Annotated in this window: 15 protein-coding genes and 1 tRNA gene; 12 read left to right on the plus strand and 4 right to left on the minus strand. The window is 66.1% G+C overall.

Translation table 11 applies throughout. The annotated features are described in order from the left end of the window. The 3 genes from trpA (at window position 1) to glmM (ending at window position 3,397) form a co-directional block, all read left to right on the plus strand. Complete coding sequence (trpA, locus tag AC5P6X_RS08750) at window positions 1-810, plus strand: tryptophan synthase subunit alpha (protein WP_329756989.1); 810 nt, start codon at window positions 1-3, stop codon at window positions 808-810. Window positions 811-1,160: 350 nt separating this feature from the next. Then, the gene (accD, locus tag AC5P6X_RS08755) at window positions 1,161-2,036 is read left to right on the plus strand and encodes an acetyl-CoA carboxylase, carboxyltransferase subunit beta (protein ID WP_005410473.1); all 876 of its coding nucleotides are present in this window, start codon (window positions 1,161-1,163) and stop codon (window positions 2,034-2,036) included. Then, entirely contained in the window at window positions 2,036-3,397 is a 1,362-nt protein-coding gene (gene glmM / locus AC5P6X_RS08760) for a phosphoglucosamine mutase (RefSeq protein ID WP_049397008.1), read from the plus strand. Before accD ends, glmM begins: the two co-directional genes overlap by 1 nt. 171 nt (window positions 3,398-3,568) lie before the next feature. Here glmM and galE read toward each other — a convergent pair whose 3' ends face one another. The 4 genes from galE to AC5P6X_RS08780 form a co-directional block, all read right to left on the minus strand. Further along, a complete protein-coding gene (gene galE, locus AC5P6X_RS08765; RefSeq protein WP_049451995.1) occupies window positions 3,569-4,609 on the minus strand; it encodes a UDP-glucose 4-epimerase GalE in 1,041 nt (346 codons plus the stop codon). Between the two features lie 66 nt (window positions 4,610-4,675). After that, window positions 4,676-5,533 (minus strand): polysaccharide deacetylase family protein, encoded by an 858-nt coding sequence (locus AC5P6X_RS08770; RefSeq protein WP_123958850.1) that lies wholly within the window; start codon window positions 5,531-5,533, stop codon window positions 4,676-4,678. Then, entirely contained in the window at window positions 5,526-6,671 is a 1,146-nt protein-coding gene (locus AC5P6X_RS08775; protein WP_005410469.1) for a glycosyltransferase family 4 protein, read from the minus strand. The genes AC5P6X_RS08770 and AC5P6X_RS08775 overlap by 8 nt, the downstream gene beginning before the upstream one ends. A gap of 18 nt (window positions 6,672-6,689) precedes the next feature. Next, window positions 6,690-8,570: a DUF3413 domain-containing protein gene (locus AC5P6X_RS08780; protein WP_169448295.1), complete on the minus strand. Its 1,881-nt coding sequence runs from the start codon at window positions 8,568-8,570 to the stop codon at window positions 6,690-6,692. 196 nt (window positions 8,571-8,766) lie between these two features. On the opposite strand from AC5P6X_RS08780, the gene AC5P6X_RS08785 reads away from it, so the two are divergent. The 9 genes from AC5P6X_RS08785 to nuoE all read left to right on the plus strand — a co-directional run bounded on the left by AC5P6X_RS08785 (window position 8,767) and on the right by nuoE (window position 15,581). Next, window positions 8,767-9,702, plus strand: coding sequence for an isopenicillin N synthase family dioxygenase (locus AC5P6X_RS08785; RefSeq protein ID WP_024958320.1), 936 nt, complete (start codon window positions 8,767-8,769; stop codon window positions 9,700-9,702). A 793-nt stretch (window positions 9,703-10,495) separates the two neighbouring features. Continuing rightward, complete coding sequence (gene tpiA, locus AC5P6X_RS08790) at window positions 10,496-11,251, plus strand: triose-phosphate isomerase (RefSeq protein WP_049451199.1); 756 nt, start codon at window positions 10,496-10,498, stop codon at window positions 11,249-11,251. A gap of 31 nt (window positions 11,252-11,282) precedes the next feature. After that, entirely contained in the window at window positions 11,283-11,720 is a 438-nt protein-coding gene (gene secG / locus AC5P6X_RS08795) for a preprotein translocase subunit SecG (RefSeq protein WP_049451200.1), read from the plus strand. 51 nt (window positions 11,721-11,771) lie between these two features. Then, a tRNA-Leu gene (locus AC5P6X_RS08800) sits at window positions 11,772-11,856 on the plus strand. A 111-nt stretch (window positions 11,857-11,967) separates the two neighbouring features. Beyond that, window positions 11,968-12,324, plus strand: a complete 357-nt coding sequence (locus AC5P6X_RS08805) for an NADH-quinone oxidoreductase subunit A (protein WP_005414075.1) — start codon at window positions 11,968-11,970, stop codon at window positions 12,322-12,324. Beyond that, on the plus strand, window positions 12,315-12,869 hold the full coding sequence (locus AC5P6X_RS08810; protein WP_005410463.1) for a NuoB/complex I 20 kDa subunit family protein: 555 nt from the start codon (window positions 12,315-12,317) through the stop codon (window positions 12,867-12,869). The genes AC5P6X_RS08805 and AC5P6X_RS08810 overlap by 10 nt, the downstream gene beginning before the upstream one ends. Before the next feature lie 33 nt (window positions 12,870-12,902). Next, complete coding sequence (locus AC5P6X_RS08815; protein ID WP_005410462.1) at window positions 12,903-13,652, plus strand: NADH-quinone oxidoreductase subunit C; 750 nt, start codon at window positions 12,903-12,905, stop codon at window positions 13,650-13,652. Continuing rightward, window positions 13,649-14,956: an NADH-quinone oxidoreductase subunit D gene (locus AC5P6X_RS08820; protein WP_014037950.1), complete on the plus strand. Its 1,308-nt coding sequence runs from the start codon at window positions 13,649-13,651 to the stop codon at window positions 14,954-14,956. The genes AC5P6X_RS08815 and AC5P6X_RS08820 overlap by 4 nt, the downstream gene beginning before the upstream one ends. Before the next feature lie 97 nt (window positions 14,957-15,053). Then, window positions 15,054-15,581, plus strand: coding sequence for an NADH-quinone oxidoreductase subunit NuoE (gene nuoE / locus AC5P6X_RS08825; protein ID WP_005410460.1), 528 nt, complete (start codon window positions 15,054-15,056; stop codon window positions 15,579-15,581).

Consider the following 15,581-nt stretch of genomic DNA (forward strand, 5'->3'; position numbering starts at 1 on the left):
ATGCCTGTATCCCGACTCGATGCCTGTTTCCAGCGCCTGCGCGAGCAGCAGCGCAAGGCGCTGATTCCCTTCATCACTGCCGGTGATCCCTCGCTGGAGGCCACCGTGCCGGTCATGCACGCGCTGGTTGAGGCCGGTGCCGATGTGATCGAGCTGGGCGTGCCGTTCTCCGACCCGATGGCCGATGGCCCGACCATCCAGCGCAGCTCCGAGCGCGCGCTGGCACGGGGGGCTGGCAGCCGCTACGTCCTGCAGGCCGTGGCGCAGTTCCGCGAGCGCGACGCGCAGACCCCGGTGGTGCTGATGGGCTACCTCAACCCGGTGGAGATCCATGGCTACGCGGCCTTCGCCAAGGCCGCCGTCGACGCGGGCGTGGACGGCGTACTGCTGGTCGACCTGCCGCCGGAAGAAGCGGTTGAAGCGCAGCAGGCCTTCGATGCAGCCGGCCTGGCACTGGTCCTGCTGGCGTCGCCGACCACCAGCGAAGCGCGGGCCGACAAGCTGCTGGCGCTGGCCCGTGGCTACCTCTACTACGTCAGCTTTGCCGGTGTCACCGGCGCGTCCGAACGCCTGGACAGCGATGCCGCCAGTGCCCGCCTGCAGGCCCTGCGCGCGCGCGCTTCAGTGCCGGTGGTTGCTGGCTTCGGCATCAAGGACGCCGCCAGTGCGGCGGCGATGGCGCGCCAGGCCGATGGCGTGGTGGTCGGCAGTGCATTGGTGGCGGTGCTGGCCGAAGCGGGCTCGGCTGGAGAGGCCGCGCAGCGCGCTGGAGCTTTCCTGGCCCCGCTGCGGCAGGCGCTGGACGCGTAACGGTAGTGCCGGCCGCTGGCCGGCATCTGCTTGACGGCCACATGCAAGTGCTGCCGGCCAGCGGCCGGCACTACCCATGGGTCTGCACGTAGGGGGCTGCCGGCCAGCGGCCGGCACTACCCATGGGTCTGCATGTACGGGCTGCCGGCCAGCGGCCGGCAGTACCCATGGGTCTGCATGTACGAGCTGCCGGCCAGCGGCCGGCATGACCCAGCACCTAAACGTACGTCCCAGCATGGTTTTTTCCGGCGGCTCCGTGGCCGGCAAGGGGGTGCACGGGCAGGGAAAGCGGAGCTAGACTGTCCGCCTTTGCGGCCCTCGGGCCGCCCTGAACGGAAGTGTCCTCCCGCATGAGTTGGCTCAGCAAGTTGATGCCGTCCGGCATCCGCACCGACAACACCCCCAGCAAGAAGCGCAGTGTCCCCGAGGGCCTGTGGGAAAAGTGCAGCAACTGCGGCAGCGCGTTGTACCGTCCGGAACTGGAAGAGAACCTGGAGGTCTGCCCGAAGTGCGGCCACCACATGGCGATCCGCGCGCGTGCGCGCCTGGCCGCCCTGTTCGACGCCGACAGCACTACCGAGATCGGTGCGCGCCTGGGCCCGACCGACCTGCTCAAGTTCAAGGACCAGAAGAAGTACAGCGAGCGCATCAAGATCGCGCAGAAGAACACGGGTGAGTACGACGCGCTGATCGCCATGCGCGGTCTGCTCAAGGGCCGTGCACTGGTGGCCTCGTCGTTCGACTTCGCCTTCATGGGCGGCTCGATGGGCTCGGTGGTGGGTGAGCGTTTCGCGCTGGCCGCCGAAACCGCAGTCGAAATCGGTGCCCCCTACGTGTGCTTCTCGCAGAGTGGCGGCGCGCGCATGCAGGAAGGCCTGTTCTCGCTGATGCAGATGGCCAAGACCTCGGCCGCACTGGGCAAGCTGCGTGAAGCGGGCCTGCCGTACATCTCGGTGCTGACCCACCCGACCACCGGTGGCGTGTCGGCCTCGTTCGCGATGCTGGGCGACATCAATATCGCCGAGCCGCAGGCGCTGATCGGGTTTGCGGGTCCGCGCGTGATTGAGCAGACCGTGCGCGAGAAGCTGCCGGAAGGCTTCCAGCGTTCGGAGTTCCTGCTGGAGCACGGTGCCATCGACCAGATCTGTGACCGTCGCGAGATGCGCGACCGCCTGTCCGATCTGCTGGCAATGCTGGGCCGTCAGCCGGCGCCGGAGGTGGCTTGATGGGAGGCCGCAAGTACTTCGGTACTGACGGCATCCGTGGGCGGGTCGGCCAAGGCGTGATCTCGGCCGACTTCGTGCTGCGCCTGGGCAACGCCCTGGGCCGTGTCCTGGTCGCCCAGCGCGGCCAGGACGGGCGCCGGCCGATCGTGGTGATCGGCAAGGACACCCGCATTTCCGGCTACATGTTCGAAGCGGCGCTGGAAGCCGGCCTGGTCGCTGCCGGCGCCGACGTACAGCTGCTGGGGCCGATGCCGACCCCGGCGGTGGCGTTCCTGACCCGCACGCTGGGCGTGGACGCCGGCATCGTCATCAGCGCTTCGCACAACCCGCATTACGACAACGGCATCAAGTTCTTCTCCGCCCAGGGCGAGAAGCTCGACGACGCCACCGAACTGGCCCTGGAAGCGGCGCTGGACGTTCCGTTCACCACCGCCGAGTCGGAGAAGCTGGGCAAGGCTTCGCGCGCGCGCGAAGCGGTCGGCCGCTACATCGAGTTCTGCAAGGCCAGCGTGCCGCGCGCGTTCGACCTGCGTGGCGTGCGCCTGGTGCTGGATTGCGCGCACGGTGCCACCTACCAGATCGCACCGCTGCTGTTCCGCGAACTTGGCGCCGAGGTGATCGGCATCGGTGCCGAGCCCAACGGCGTCAACATCAACGCCGGTGTGGGTTCCACCCATATCGACAACCTGGCGGCCAAAGTCCGCGAGACCCGCGCCGATCTCGGCATCGCCTTCGATGGTGATGGCGACCGAGTGCTGATGGCCGACGACCAGGGCAACCCGGTCGACGGCGATGACCTGCTGTACATCCTGGCCCGCGCCTGGAAGGACGAAGGCCGCCTGCGCGGCCCGGTGGTCGGCACGCTGATGAGCAACTACGGCGTGGAGAAAGCTTTCGCCGATCTGCAGATCCCGTTCGTGCGCAGCAACGTTGGTGATCGATACGTGCACCAGGCGCTGGTCGAAGGCGGGGGCGTGCTTGGCGGTGAGGCCTCGGGCCACCTGCTGTGCCTGGACCGGGCGACCACCGGCGACGGTATTGTCAGTGCCCTGCAGGTACTGGTGGCACTGCGCAACGGCGGCCAGACCCTGCGCCAGGCGCTGAAGGGTTTGGAGCGGGTGCCGCAGAAAACGGTCAACGTGCGGTTGGGCAATGTCTCGGCCAAGGCCACGGTGCAGGCCGCCAGTGTGCAGGCCGCGCTGGCGGCCGCGCAGCAGTCGGTGGCCGGCCGCGGTCGCGCGTTCCTGCGCCCGTCGGGTACCGAGCCGGTGGTGCGGGTTACCGTCGAAGCCGATGACGCCACGCTGATGCAGGAGACACTCGATCGCTTGTCCGCTGCGGTGCGCGAAGCCGCTGCCTGAGCAGCGTGGCAATACCGCGTATTGCTCCCGACATGGCCGCGTTTGCGGCCATGTTCTTTTCTGGTAGGGGGGGGGCTCAACCGTGCGCGACCCGCGATCGCGTTCAGCTGCGGCTGTGCACCTTGTGACGCGTCGTGTACGGGCGTTTCCGACCGCTGGGTCCTGCCCGCATCAGCGCGCGGGCAGGTGCTCTGGCATTGCACCTTGCGCGGCGCGTGACATCGCCCGCTGCCACTTCCAGGTGTCCCGGCACATGTCGGTGAGATCGTGACGCGCCTTCCAGCCCAGCTCGCGCAGCGCCAGCGAGGCATCGGCGAAGCTGACCGCGATGTCGCCATCGCGCCGCGGTACGATGCGGAACGGAACCCGCACGCCGGTGGTGAGCTCGAAGGCCTGGATCAGTTCCAGCACGCTGTGGCCCTGGCCGGTGCCAAGGTTGAGGGTGATGCTGCGCCGCTGGTCGCGAAGGAACTGCAGGGCCAGCACGTGGGCGCTGGCGACGTCCTGCACATGGATGTAGTCGCGCACGCCGGTACCATCATGGGTCGGATAGTCGTCCCCGAAGACCTGGACCTCCGGCAGCAGCCCGGCGGCGACCTGCGCGATGTAGGGCATCAGGTTGCTCGGCGTGCCATGCGGCAGCTCGCCGATCAGCGCGCTGGCGTGGGCGCCGACCGGGTTGAAGTAGCGCAGCGTCGCAATATGCAGGTCCTGGCCGGTTGCCGCCAGGTCGGCAAGCAGCTGCTCGACCACCAGCTTGGTGCGCCCATAGGGCGTCATCGCACAGGTTGAAGCGGTCTCGGCCACCGGGCAGTGGTCCTGGTTGCCGTACACCGTTGCCGAAGAGCTGAAGACCAGCAACTGCACGCCTGCATCCTGCATGGCACCGAGCAGGGCAATCGAACCGCTGATGTTGCTGTCGAAGTACTGCAGTGGAATCTTCTGGGATTCGCCCACGGACTTGAGCGCTGCGAAGTGCAGTACGGCATCGATCGCGTGCTCCTGCATCAAGACGGCCATGCGCGGCCGGTCCCGGATGTCAGCCTGCACGAACACCGGTGCCGTGCCGGTGATCCGTCCGATGCGCTCGACCACGCTGGCGTCGCTGTTGCACAGCGAGTCCACGATGACCACGCCGTGCCCCTGCTGCTGCAGCTCCACGCATGCATGCGAGCCGATGTAGCCAGCACCGCCGGTCACCAGTACGTTCATTGCCTTCACTTCCTTTGAGTCCATTCGAAAAACGGGTGCTGCCGCGATCAAGATGAACGTGGCCTCCTAAGGGCCAGGCACCATCTTCTTCTGCCGCGCCTTGAAGCCGTTGAAGATCGGCGCGATCAACGGGTTGTAGCTCCATGCGATGCGCTTGCGCAGCCAGCTGGCCGGCCGGTTGCGGATCGCGAAGCGATAGATCCGCTCCGGATCGCCGCCAATCACGTTGCGGCCGAAGGGATGGGTGGTGTGCAGGTAGCGGAAGCCCTGTTCGCGTGCCACTTCGATGTAGTCATCGTCGAAGTCACCATAGGGCCAGCACAGCGTATCGGAGACTTCGCCGAGCTTCTCCAGCAGCGTCTGCTTCGCCATGGCCAGGTCGCCGCTGATGCCTTCGCGGCGCTGCGCACGGTCCAGGTCATCGCGCTTGAGCCAACGGGTGTGGCTGTGGGTATGGCAGTGGACCTCGAACGTGCCGGCTTCGATTGCCGCACGCGCTTCGCTCCAGCGCATCATCACTTCGTCGCTGCGGCCCTGCTTGTAGATCAGGTCCTCGCAGGCGCGATGTTCAGGCGTGGCCGGCAGCTCGGCGCCTTCGATGCCTGCATGCGGGCGGATCGGACCTTCGTGCATCCAGCCGGTGACCACGAACACCACCGCATGCATGCCGTATTTCTGCAGGATCGGATGGGCGTAGACCCAGTTGTCCAGGTAGCCGTCGTCGAACGTGATCACGATCGATTTGCGCGGCACCGGCTTCCCGGCGAGAAAGCCGGCGTACTGGTCCAGCGTCAGCGAGGTCCAGCCGGTCCGTGCGAGCCAGGAGATCTGGCTCTCGAAGTTCTCCGGGGATACGGTGATCATTCCCGGCGAGTTGCTGACATGGTGGTGCATCAGCACCGGTACGGTTCTGGCGTTAGCCATGACCCAGCTCCTTCAACCATTGGAGGTAGTAGTTTTCAGTGGCCTCTCCGTGGCCGGCCGCGCTGAACTGCTTGGCGCTGCGGATCCAGTCCCAACCGGCGCGGCCCATCTGCCGGCGACGTTCCTGATCATCCACCAGCAGCCGCAACGCACCAGTGAGGGCGGCGTCATCACCCAGCCGGGTGAGGATGGCATTGCTGCCTTCCACCAGCATTTCAGGCACGCCGCCAACGCGATGCGAGACGATCGGCAGTGCCGCCTGCGCCGCCTCGAGGAACACCGTCCCCGAGGCTTCCTTGTGGGTGGCCAGGGCGAAGATGTCGAAACCGGCCATCAGCCGGTGTGCGTCGCTGCGGAAGCCGAGCAGGTGCACCTGGCGCTCCAGCCCGAGTTCGCTGCGCAGGGCCTGCAGGCGGCCCATGACCGGCTCGCCGTCGCCGACCACGGCCAGGTGCAGGTCGGGATTGGTCTTGCATAGTGGCGCCATGGCGCGCAGCAGCTCGGCATGGCCCTTGGGCTCGCGCAGCACGGCCACGCAGCCGACCACGATATCGCGCTCGGCGAAACCGAGTTCGGCGCGGACCTGTGCGCGGGTGGCCTGCAGGTTCTCCCAGGGATCGCCCTGCTCGGTCATGCCCCAGCGCGGCGGCGTCGCCATGGGGGGCACGATGCCGATGTGCTCGGCGGCAATGCCGCGGTCGACCAGCAGCCGCTTGACGAAATCGCTGACGGTGATGATCCGGTGCGGAAGACCGGTATAGGTCAGCAACGAATTGACCGGACTCATCAGGTGGCGCGAGCGCACCACCAGTGGCGTGCCGCCCAGGCGTGCGCCGGCCGCGGCGATCAGTGCGTCGCGGCGGCTGGTGGTGTTGACCACGTCGTAGCGTTCGCGGCGTACCAGGCGTGACACCGACCAGATGCCGCGCAGCAGCCGTGCCAGGCCGCCCATGCGCAGGGTATGCACAGTGAAGCCATCGTCGCGCGCGAGTTGGGCCAGGCGGGCATCGGGCTGGCACAGCAGCGACACCTGGTGCCCACGCGCACGCATCACCTGCATGTGGCGGAAGATGTAGATCTCCTGGCCGCCCATTCCCCGGGCAGCTTCGGTATGCAGGATCCGCAGCGAGCGTTTCATGGAATCCATCCTCTGTGGTCAGCGGTTGCGGAAGCGGGTCAGCGCTTCCCATGCGGTACGGACGGCGCCGGCATCCGGGGCTTGGCGCGGCAGCGGGCGGTAGTGCCGGTCGAGCGCGGTGGCGTTGCCGAACTTGTCGAACACGTAGATGGCACCGCCATGGCGGACGGCGCGTTGTGACCAGCTTTCCACCACCAGTGCGCGCTCGCCTGCGGGTTCGGCCAGCAGATCCTGGCCGGTGCTGAAGTCGCTCAATGCGTTCTCGCAGCCCAGGGCGTGGCGCATCAACGTCGGCACCCAGTCCTCATGTGAACTGGTGCGTGTCTCACGGCCGCTGGCCTGGCCGGGCCAGTGCAGCACGAACGGTACCTGCAGCTGGTAGTCGGAGAAGTTGCCGTTGTGGCCCCAGTAGTTCAGCTTCAGGTCGTTGAACTCCTCGGCGTGGTCGCCGGTGACCAGGACGATGGTGTTCTGATCCAGGCCCTGCGCGCGCAGATCGTCCAGCAGGGTGCCGACGAGGCTGTCGGCGTAATGCACGGCGGTCCGGTAACGGTTCAGTTCCGGGGCCGGGTCGTGGTCCGGACCGAACCTGAGGAAGTCGATTTCCTGCGCCATCGGGGTCGCCAGCGGCGGGTAGCCTGCGGGCATGTGGTAGGGCGCGTGGGTGGAATCGAGGAAGACGAAGCCGAACCACGGCGTGTGCGCTGCCTGGCTTGCACGGATGTCCTTCTGAAGCGAGGCCACGATGCTGCTGTCACGGCCTTCCGAACCCAGGCCGGGCGGGCCCTGGTGCAGCTGGTCGCGGACGTCCGCAAATGCAGTGCGGTCGAATTCCGGGCTGTACATCGGCGCGCTGCCGTACAGATGCAGGTCGTACCCCTGCTGGCCCAGCACCTTGAACAGCTGTGAGCCGCGCTGTTCGTCAAGCATGCTTTGCCAGTAGCCGCCCGGCAGGCCGTAGAGCAGGCCGAACAGGCCATAGCGGGTGGCGTTGCCCGTGCTGAAATGTTGGTCGTAGACACGAGCGGAGGCCGCCAGTGCCGAGGTGTTCGGCATGATCTGCGGAGTAAGCGCATCGTGGCGCAGCGATTCCAGCACGACCATCAGTACATTGGGCCGCTGTGGGCTCTGGCAGCGCAGTGGCTGCAGCGGATACAGCAGCTGCGCATGGCGAGGATCGGGCAGGCCGACCTGCTGTTCACTGACCACGCCCAGCCTGCGCATGAAGCTCTTGGCGGTGATCGGCTGGGCCCAGGGCAGGTAGTTCCACTGGGCAATCACGTCACGGTCGCCGCGTGCGTCGTAGTAGGCGGTGGCCACCTGGCCGCTCGCCATCAGCAGGGCGACCACCGCCCAGGCCTGCAGCACCCTGCGCCGGCGGGGCGCGGCCGGCAGCAGCTTCCAGCACGCCCAGGCCAGGATGCCCTCGGCGGTGAAAATGGCCGCCACCAGCAGGCCGACCTGCATCCAGGTCTTCCACGACAACGCAACCTGGTCCTGCAGGGCGCCGCCGAACACCATGTTCAGGACCATGGCATTGAGGTGGAAGCGGTACAGGGTGAACACCTTGGCGTCGACCAGCAGCAGACACAACCACAAGCCCTGCAGCAGTACCGCACTGATGCTCAGCGTGCGCGCGCTGCGCGGCCACAGGCCCAGCAGCAGTGGCAGCGCGCCGGCCAGCGCGCCGAAGGCGAGCAGGTGCCCGGGCAGGGCAATCGCGAGATAGGCCAGGCCCTGGCGGCCGCCCGGGTTGTCGTACAGCGGCACGTTGCCGAGGGTGATCATCGTCGCCAGCAGCGCATTGCCCAGGACGAACAGGGACCACCACGCAAGCCGGCGCCAGCGAAGAGCAGGGCCCGCAGAGGGAAGGGCGATGGCGGCTGGGGCGTCGGGCATGGTGCGTCGGGTCGGGGAGGCGCGGTCGGGGCTTGCGCTGCCAACGTGATGGATTCGTTAAATTGTGCGCAGGTCGCGCATTGTATCGATTTGTTTCCGAGGATCGAGTAGCGTCCGCCGGGTGATCTGTCACAATGTTCAGGCGGGCCATGAATGCGCAGGCCCCCCAAGACCCAATGACAAGCCAGGAATTGCTGTGAGCCAGATCCCCACCCTCGACATCACCCGTTTCGACAGCGACCGCGAGGCCTTCGTGGCCGAGCTGGGCGCGGCCTACCGCCAATGGGGATTCGCGGGCATCCGCAACCACGGCATTCCGCAGGCCGACATCGACGCGGCCTACGATGCCTTCAAGGCCTTCTTCGCCCTGCCGGAAGAGGTCAAGCGCAAGTACCACGTGGCCGGCAGCGGCGGCGCCCGCGGCTATACCCCGTTCGGCGTGGAAACCGCCAAGGGCTCAAAGCACTTCGACCTGAAGGAGTTCTGGCACATCGGTCGTGAAATCGCCGACGACTCCAAGTACCGCGACGTGATGGCGCCGAACCTGTGGCCGACCGAGGTCGAGGGCTTCCGTGAGCGCGGCTACGGCCTGTACCAGGCGCTGGACAACCTGGGTTCGCGCGTGCTGTCCGCGCTGGCCCTGCACATCGGCCTGCCGGAAGACTTCTTCGCCGACAAGACCAACTTCGGCAACTCGATCCTGCGCCCGATCCACTACCCGCCGATCACCACCGACGACATCCCGAACGTGCGTGCCGGTGCCCATGGCGACATCAACTTCATCACCCTGCTGGTCGGCGCCAGCGCCGCGGGCCTGGAGGTGCAGTCGCATGAGGGCGAGTGGGTGCCGTTCACCTCGGACGCGGACACCATCGTGGTCAACATCGGCGACATGCTGCAGCGCCTGACCAACCATGTGTACCCGTCGACGATCCATCGCGTGGTCAACCCCCCGGGCGAGCTGGCCCGCCAGCCGCGTTACTCGGTGCCGTTCTTCCTGCACCCGAACCCGGATTTCCTGATCGACGTGCTGCCCTCGTGCATCACCCCGGAGAATCCGAGCCGGTACCCGGAGCCGATCACCGCCCACGGCTTCCTCGAGGAGCGCCTGCGCGAGATCAAGCTGAAGTAAAGAAAAGTGAGGCCGCCGAAAGGCGGCCTTTGTCTTTGCAGGGTTGCACCCTGCACCCGCGGTAGCGCCGGCCGCTGGCCGGCAAGTCCAAAGCCAAAGCGGCTCTGGGTTTCTGCGTGTTGGGCGGGGCGGTGTGGGTTGGCAGGACACGCCGTGAACCCCCAGACCGGCCCAGCCGCTGGCGGCTGTGCGTTCGGGCGCTTGCGAAGCAGTGCTTCGCAAGCAAAGCGCCCTCACCCCTGGGAGCTCGATGGCGCCATCCATGGCGCCAACGGTCCTGCCAACCCACACCTCCCCGCTTTCGACAGTTTCCCGGTGACGGTGGGTAAATCGCGATTCCCGGTGGGTGTCGACCTTGGTCGACGCGGTAGATCCACGCCTTGCGTGGATGAGATCTGTCGGATCGAAGTGGGGTAGGGGTTGGTCCAGCCAGCAGCAACCCGGAATGCAGCTTTTGCCTTTGCTCTTGCTCTTCTTTTTTCTTTCCGTGGCGGGCGGAGCCGCCGGACTGTGTCAGAGGCCGGGTGGGTGGGGCTGCGCAGGGGCGTGAGCCGCATGGATGCGGCGATCGAGCTTACATGGACGTACTTGCAGCGTCCCCTGCGCAGTCCCACCCGCCCGGCCAAGCCCTGGATCTAGCCTGGCTCTCCGCGAGCAACCAAACCCCGCCCCCCCCCCCCGCCACGAGGGGCTGCGCCGTTGGCTGAAAATCCATGTAACCGCTTACAAGGAAACGGATTTTTGCCGCAGCGGGTATCATGACCGGCTGACTTCACACAGGAGCCACCCGCTCATGCGCCGCAAGATCGTCGCCGGAAACTGGAAGCTGCATGGCAGCCGTCAATTCGCCAATGAACTGCTGGGGCAGGTGGCCGCCGGGCTGCCGGTGGATGGGGTGGATGTGGTGATCCTGCCGCCGCTGCCGTACCTGGGCGAGCTGGTCGAGGACTTCGGCGAGACCGGCCTGGCCTTTGGCGCGCAGGACGTGAGCAGCAACGAGAAGGGCGCCTACACCGGCGAGGTCTGCGCGGCCATGCTGGTCGAGGTCGGGGCCCGCTATGGCCTGGTCGGCCATTCCGAGCGCCGCCAGTACCACCACGAGAGCAGCGAGCTGGTCGCGCGCAAGTTCGCCGCCGCCCAGCACGCCGGCCTGGTGCCGGTGCTGTGCGTGGGCGAGACACTGGAACAGCGCGAGGCCGGGCAGACCGAAGCGGTCATCGCCAGCCAGCTGGCACCGGTGCTGGAGCTGGTCGGCGCGGCCGGTTTCGCCCGGGCCGTGGTCGCCTATGAGCCGGTCTGGGCCATCGGTACCGGCCGTACCGCCACCAAGGAGCAGGCACAGCAGGTGCACGCGTTCATCCGTGGCGAAGTCGCGCGTATCGATGCTAGAATCGCTGATTCACTGCCCATTGTTTACGGCGGTAGCGTGAAGCCCGACAATGCCGGGGAACTGTTCGCGCAGCCGGATGTCGATGGTGGGCTGGTCGGCGGCGCCTCCCTGGTGGCCGCGGACTTCCTGGCCATCGCAAGGGCGGCGGCCGCGAACTAATCCTAGAAGTATTGTCCGAGGGCGGTTTCCAATGCTGATGTTGATCCTCAATGTCGTCTACGTGCTGGTCGCTGTGGCCATGATCGCGCTGATCCTGATGCAGCGTGGCTCGGGTGCGGCGGCGGGTTCGGGCTTTGGTGCCGGCGCCTCGGGTACGGTGTTCGGTGCGCGTGGCGCCTCGAACTTCCTGTCCAAGTCGACCAAGTGGCTGGCCGTCGTGTTCTTCGGCATCAGCCTCTTCATGGCCTGGTATGCCGGTCATGGCAGCCGTCCGGCGGCCGACCAGGATCTGGGCTTGATGTCCGCCCCGGCGGCGGTCGCTCCGGCGGCTCCGGCAGGCGAATTGCCGGTCGTTCCGAAGGCTGATGCGGTCCCGGCCGCCCCGGTTCCGGCCGCGAATGTGCCGGCTCAGGCGGAATCTTCGGTTTCTGGTGAAGAAAAGCCTTCGGAAGGCTCCCAGAAACACTGAAGCCGGTTACAATACGCGGCGCATCGGGAAGATAGTCTGATGTGATCGTTTGCCCAGGTGGCGGAATTGGTAGACGCACTACCTTGAGGTGGTAGCGACTTAGGTCGTAGGGGTTCGAGTCCCCTCTTGGGCACCATTTGTAAGTAAAGCGGGTTCGCCTGGCGCGCAAGGCGCCAGGTAGATTCCCGTCCACTCCCCCATGCCAAAGCGCCTGCAGGCGCAGCGGCAGAGGCAAGAGAGAATCGCTGTGCTGGCCGAATATTTGCCGTCTCTGCTGTTTCTGATCGTTGCCACCGGTATCGGCATTACGCTGATGCTGGTTGGTCGATTCCTCGGTCCCCGCCGCCCCGATCTGGAAAAGCTGTCGCCGTACGAGTGCGGCTTCGAGGCCTTCGAAGACGCGCGCATGAAGTTCGACGTGCGCTACTACCTGATCGCGATCCAGTTCATCGTCTTCGACCTGGAAATCATCTTCATCGTGCCGTGGACCCAGGTCTTCATGGAGCTGGGCGCGCGTTCGCTCGTCACCATGGGCCTGTTCGTCGGCATGCTGTTCCTCGGTTTCATTTACGTCTGGAAGAAGGGAGCGCTGGAATGGGAGTGATTCAGACTCTCGATGGCCTCATGAACAACCCCACGCCGGAAGGCCGGGTTGATGACATCCTGCGGCCGGAAGGCGACAACCCGCTGCTGGAAAAGGGCTTCGTCACCACCAGCGTCGATGCACTGCTGAACTGGGCGCGCACCGGCTCGATGTGGCCGATGACCTTCGGTCTGGCCTGCTGCGCGGTCGAGATGATGCACGCCGGCGCCGCGCGCCTGGACCTTGACCGCTACGGCGTGGTGTTCCGCCCGTCGCCGCGCCAGTCCGACGTGATGATCGTGGCCGGTACCCTGGTCAACAAGATGGCCCCGGCGCTGCGCAAGGTCTACGACCAGATGCCGGACCCGAAGTGGGTCATCTCGATGGGTAGCTGCGCCAATGGTGGCGGCTATTACCACTACTCCTATTCTGTCGTGCGCGGCTGTGATCGCGTGGTGCCGGTGGACGTCTACGTCCCGGGTTGCCCGCCGACCGCCGAGGCGCTGGTGTACGGGATCCTGCAGCTGCAGAAGAAGATCTGGCGTACACAGACCATCGCCCGCTGACCCCTTCACCTGACAAGAGTGCGCCAAGCCCCCATGGCAGAGCAAGCATCCTTCATCGACCGACTCTCCGCACGTTTCGCTGGTGCGAAGGTCATCGTGGTCGAACCCCGCGGCGAAGTGACGCTGGAAGTGCCTGCCGCCGAGTGGCACGCCACCGCCCTGGCGCTGCGTGACGAGTTTGGTTTCGAGCAGGCCGTGGATCTCTGCGGCGTCGATTACCTGGGTTATGGCTCCGACGAATGGGACACCGCCGACGTGTCCTCGCAGGGCTTCAGCCGTGGCGTCGAAGGCAAGGCCCAGGGCCGTTTCGCGTGGGGTGAGTTCCCCACCGAGGAAAACGGTGCCGACGGTGCCCGCCCGCAGCACATGCCGACCCAGCGTTTCGCCGTGGTCGCCCAGCTGCGCTCGTACCAGCACAACCTGATGATGCACCTGCGCTGCTTCGCCCCTGACGAAGCACTGCCGGTGGTGTCCTCGCTGACCGGCATCTGGCCGGGCCTGAACTGGTTCGAGCGCGAAGCGTTCGACCTGTACGGCGTGATCTTCGAAGGCCACCCGGACCTGCGCCGGATCCTGACCGACTACGGTTTCGTCGGCCATCCGTTCCGCAAGGACTTCCCGCTGATCGGCAATGTCGAAGTCCGCTACGACGAAGAAAAGAAGCGCGTGATCTACGAACCGGTCACCTCGGTGGAGCCGCGCGTCGGCGTGCCGCGCGTGATCCGCGACGACGCCCGTCTGCAGACCGCAGAAGGTGAGCGCGCGCAGGAGGCAGTGAAGTGAGCCACGTACACCAGGCCGGCGAAGCATTCGCCAGCAACGCCGCCGAAAGCCGGCAGGAAATCCGCAACTACACCATGAACTTCGGCCCGCAGCATCCGGCCGCTCACGGTGTGCTGCGCCTGATCCTGGAAATGGACGGTGAAACCATCATGCGCGCCGACCCGCACGTGGGTCTGCTGCACCGTGGTACCGAAAAGCTGGCCGAGTCCAAGCCGTTCAACCAGTCGATCGGTTACATGGATCGACTGGATTACGTGTCGATGATGTGCAACGAGCACGCCTACGTGCGCGCGATCGAGACCCTGATGGGCATCGAGGCGCCGGAGCGTGCGCAGTACATCCGCACCATGTACGACGAGATCACCCGCATCCTCAACCACCTGATGTGGCTGGGCTCCAACGCGCTCGACCTGGGTGCGATGGCGGTGATGCTGTACGCCTTCCGCGAGCGCGAAGAGCTGATGGATTGCTATGAAGCAGTCTCCGGCGCACGCATGCACGCGGCGTACTACCGTCCGGGCGGTGTCTACCGCGACCTGCCGGACCACATGCCGAAGTACAAGGAGTCGCGCTGGCACAAGGGCAAGGCGCTGAAGCAGCTCAATGCTTCGCGCGAGGGCTCGCTGCTGGACTTCCTGGAGAACTTCACCGTCGAGTTCCCCAAGCGCATCGACGAATACGAAACCCTGCTGACCGACAACCGTATCTGGAAGCAGCGTACCGTCGGCATCGGCGTGGTGACGCCGGAACTGGCGCACCAGTGGGGCATGACCGGCGTGATGCTGCGTGGCTCGGGCGTCGCCTGGGACCTGCGCAAGAAGCGCCCGTACGCCAAGTACGATGCCGTCGATTTCGACATCCCGCTGGGCAAGGAAGGCGACTGCTACGACCGCTACCTGGTCCGCGTTGCCGAAATGCGCGAGTCCAACCGCATCATCAAGCAGTGCGTGGCGTGGCTGAAGGCCAACCCGGGCCCGGTGATGGTGAAGAACTTCAAGGTCGCTCCGCCCAAGCGCGAGGACATGAAGGACGACATGGAAGCGCTGATCCACCACTTCAAGCTGTTCAGCGAAGGCTACTGCGTGCCGGCCGGCGAGACCTACTCGGCGGTGGAAGCCCCGAAGGGCGAATTCGGCTGCTACCTGGTCTCCGATGGCGCCAACAAGCCGTTCCGCGTGCACCTGCGTGCGCCGGGCTTCGCCCACCTGTCCTCGATCGATTCGATCGTGCGCGGCCACATGCTGGCCGACGTGGTGGCGATGATCGGTACCTACGACCTGGTGTTCGGCGAGGTTGACCGGTAATGCCGTCCGCCACGCCAACGCCCGCTGCAGGCAGCCGGCGCAAGCCGGCGCCGCAGTTTCTGGAATTTCACGTTATGCATTTCGCTGAGGTCGGCCGATGAAGGCGACAGGTAATTTCGAGGCGGCGCGCGACGTCGACCCGATGGTGGTGCTGAGCGACAAGACCCGCGCTCACATCGATCACTGGCTGTCCAAGTTCCCGCCGGACCGCAAGCGCTCTGCCGTGCTGCAGGGCCTGCATGCGGCCCAGGAGCAGAACCAGGGCTGGCTGACCGACGAGCTGATCGCCGGCGTGGCCAAGTACCTGGACCTGCCGCCGGTGTGGGCCTACGAGGTCGCCAGCTTCTACTCGATGTTCGAGACCGAGAAGGTCGGCCGCAACAACGTGGCCATCTGCACCAACATCAGCTGCTGGCTCAATGGCGCCGAGGACATCGTCCGCCACTGCGAGAAGAAGCTGGGCATCAAGCACGGTGAATCGACCCCGGACGGCCGCGTCTACCTCAAGCGCGAGGAAGAGTGCCTGGCCGGCTGCGGTGGCGCGCCGATGATGGTCATCAACGGTCACTACCATGAGCGTCTGACCCTGGAAAAGGTCGACGAGCTGCTGGACGGGCTGGAGTAA

It is taken from the genome of Stenotrophomonas sp. YJH_SMC_40 (assembly GCF_059368615.1).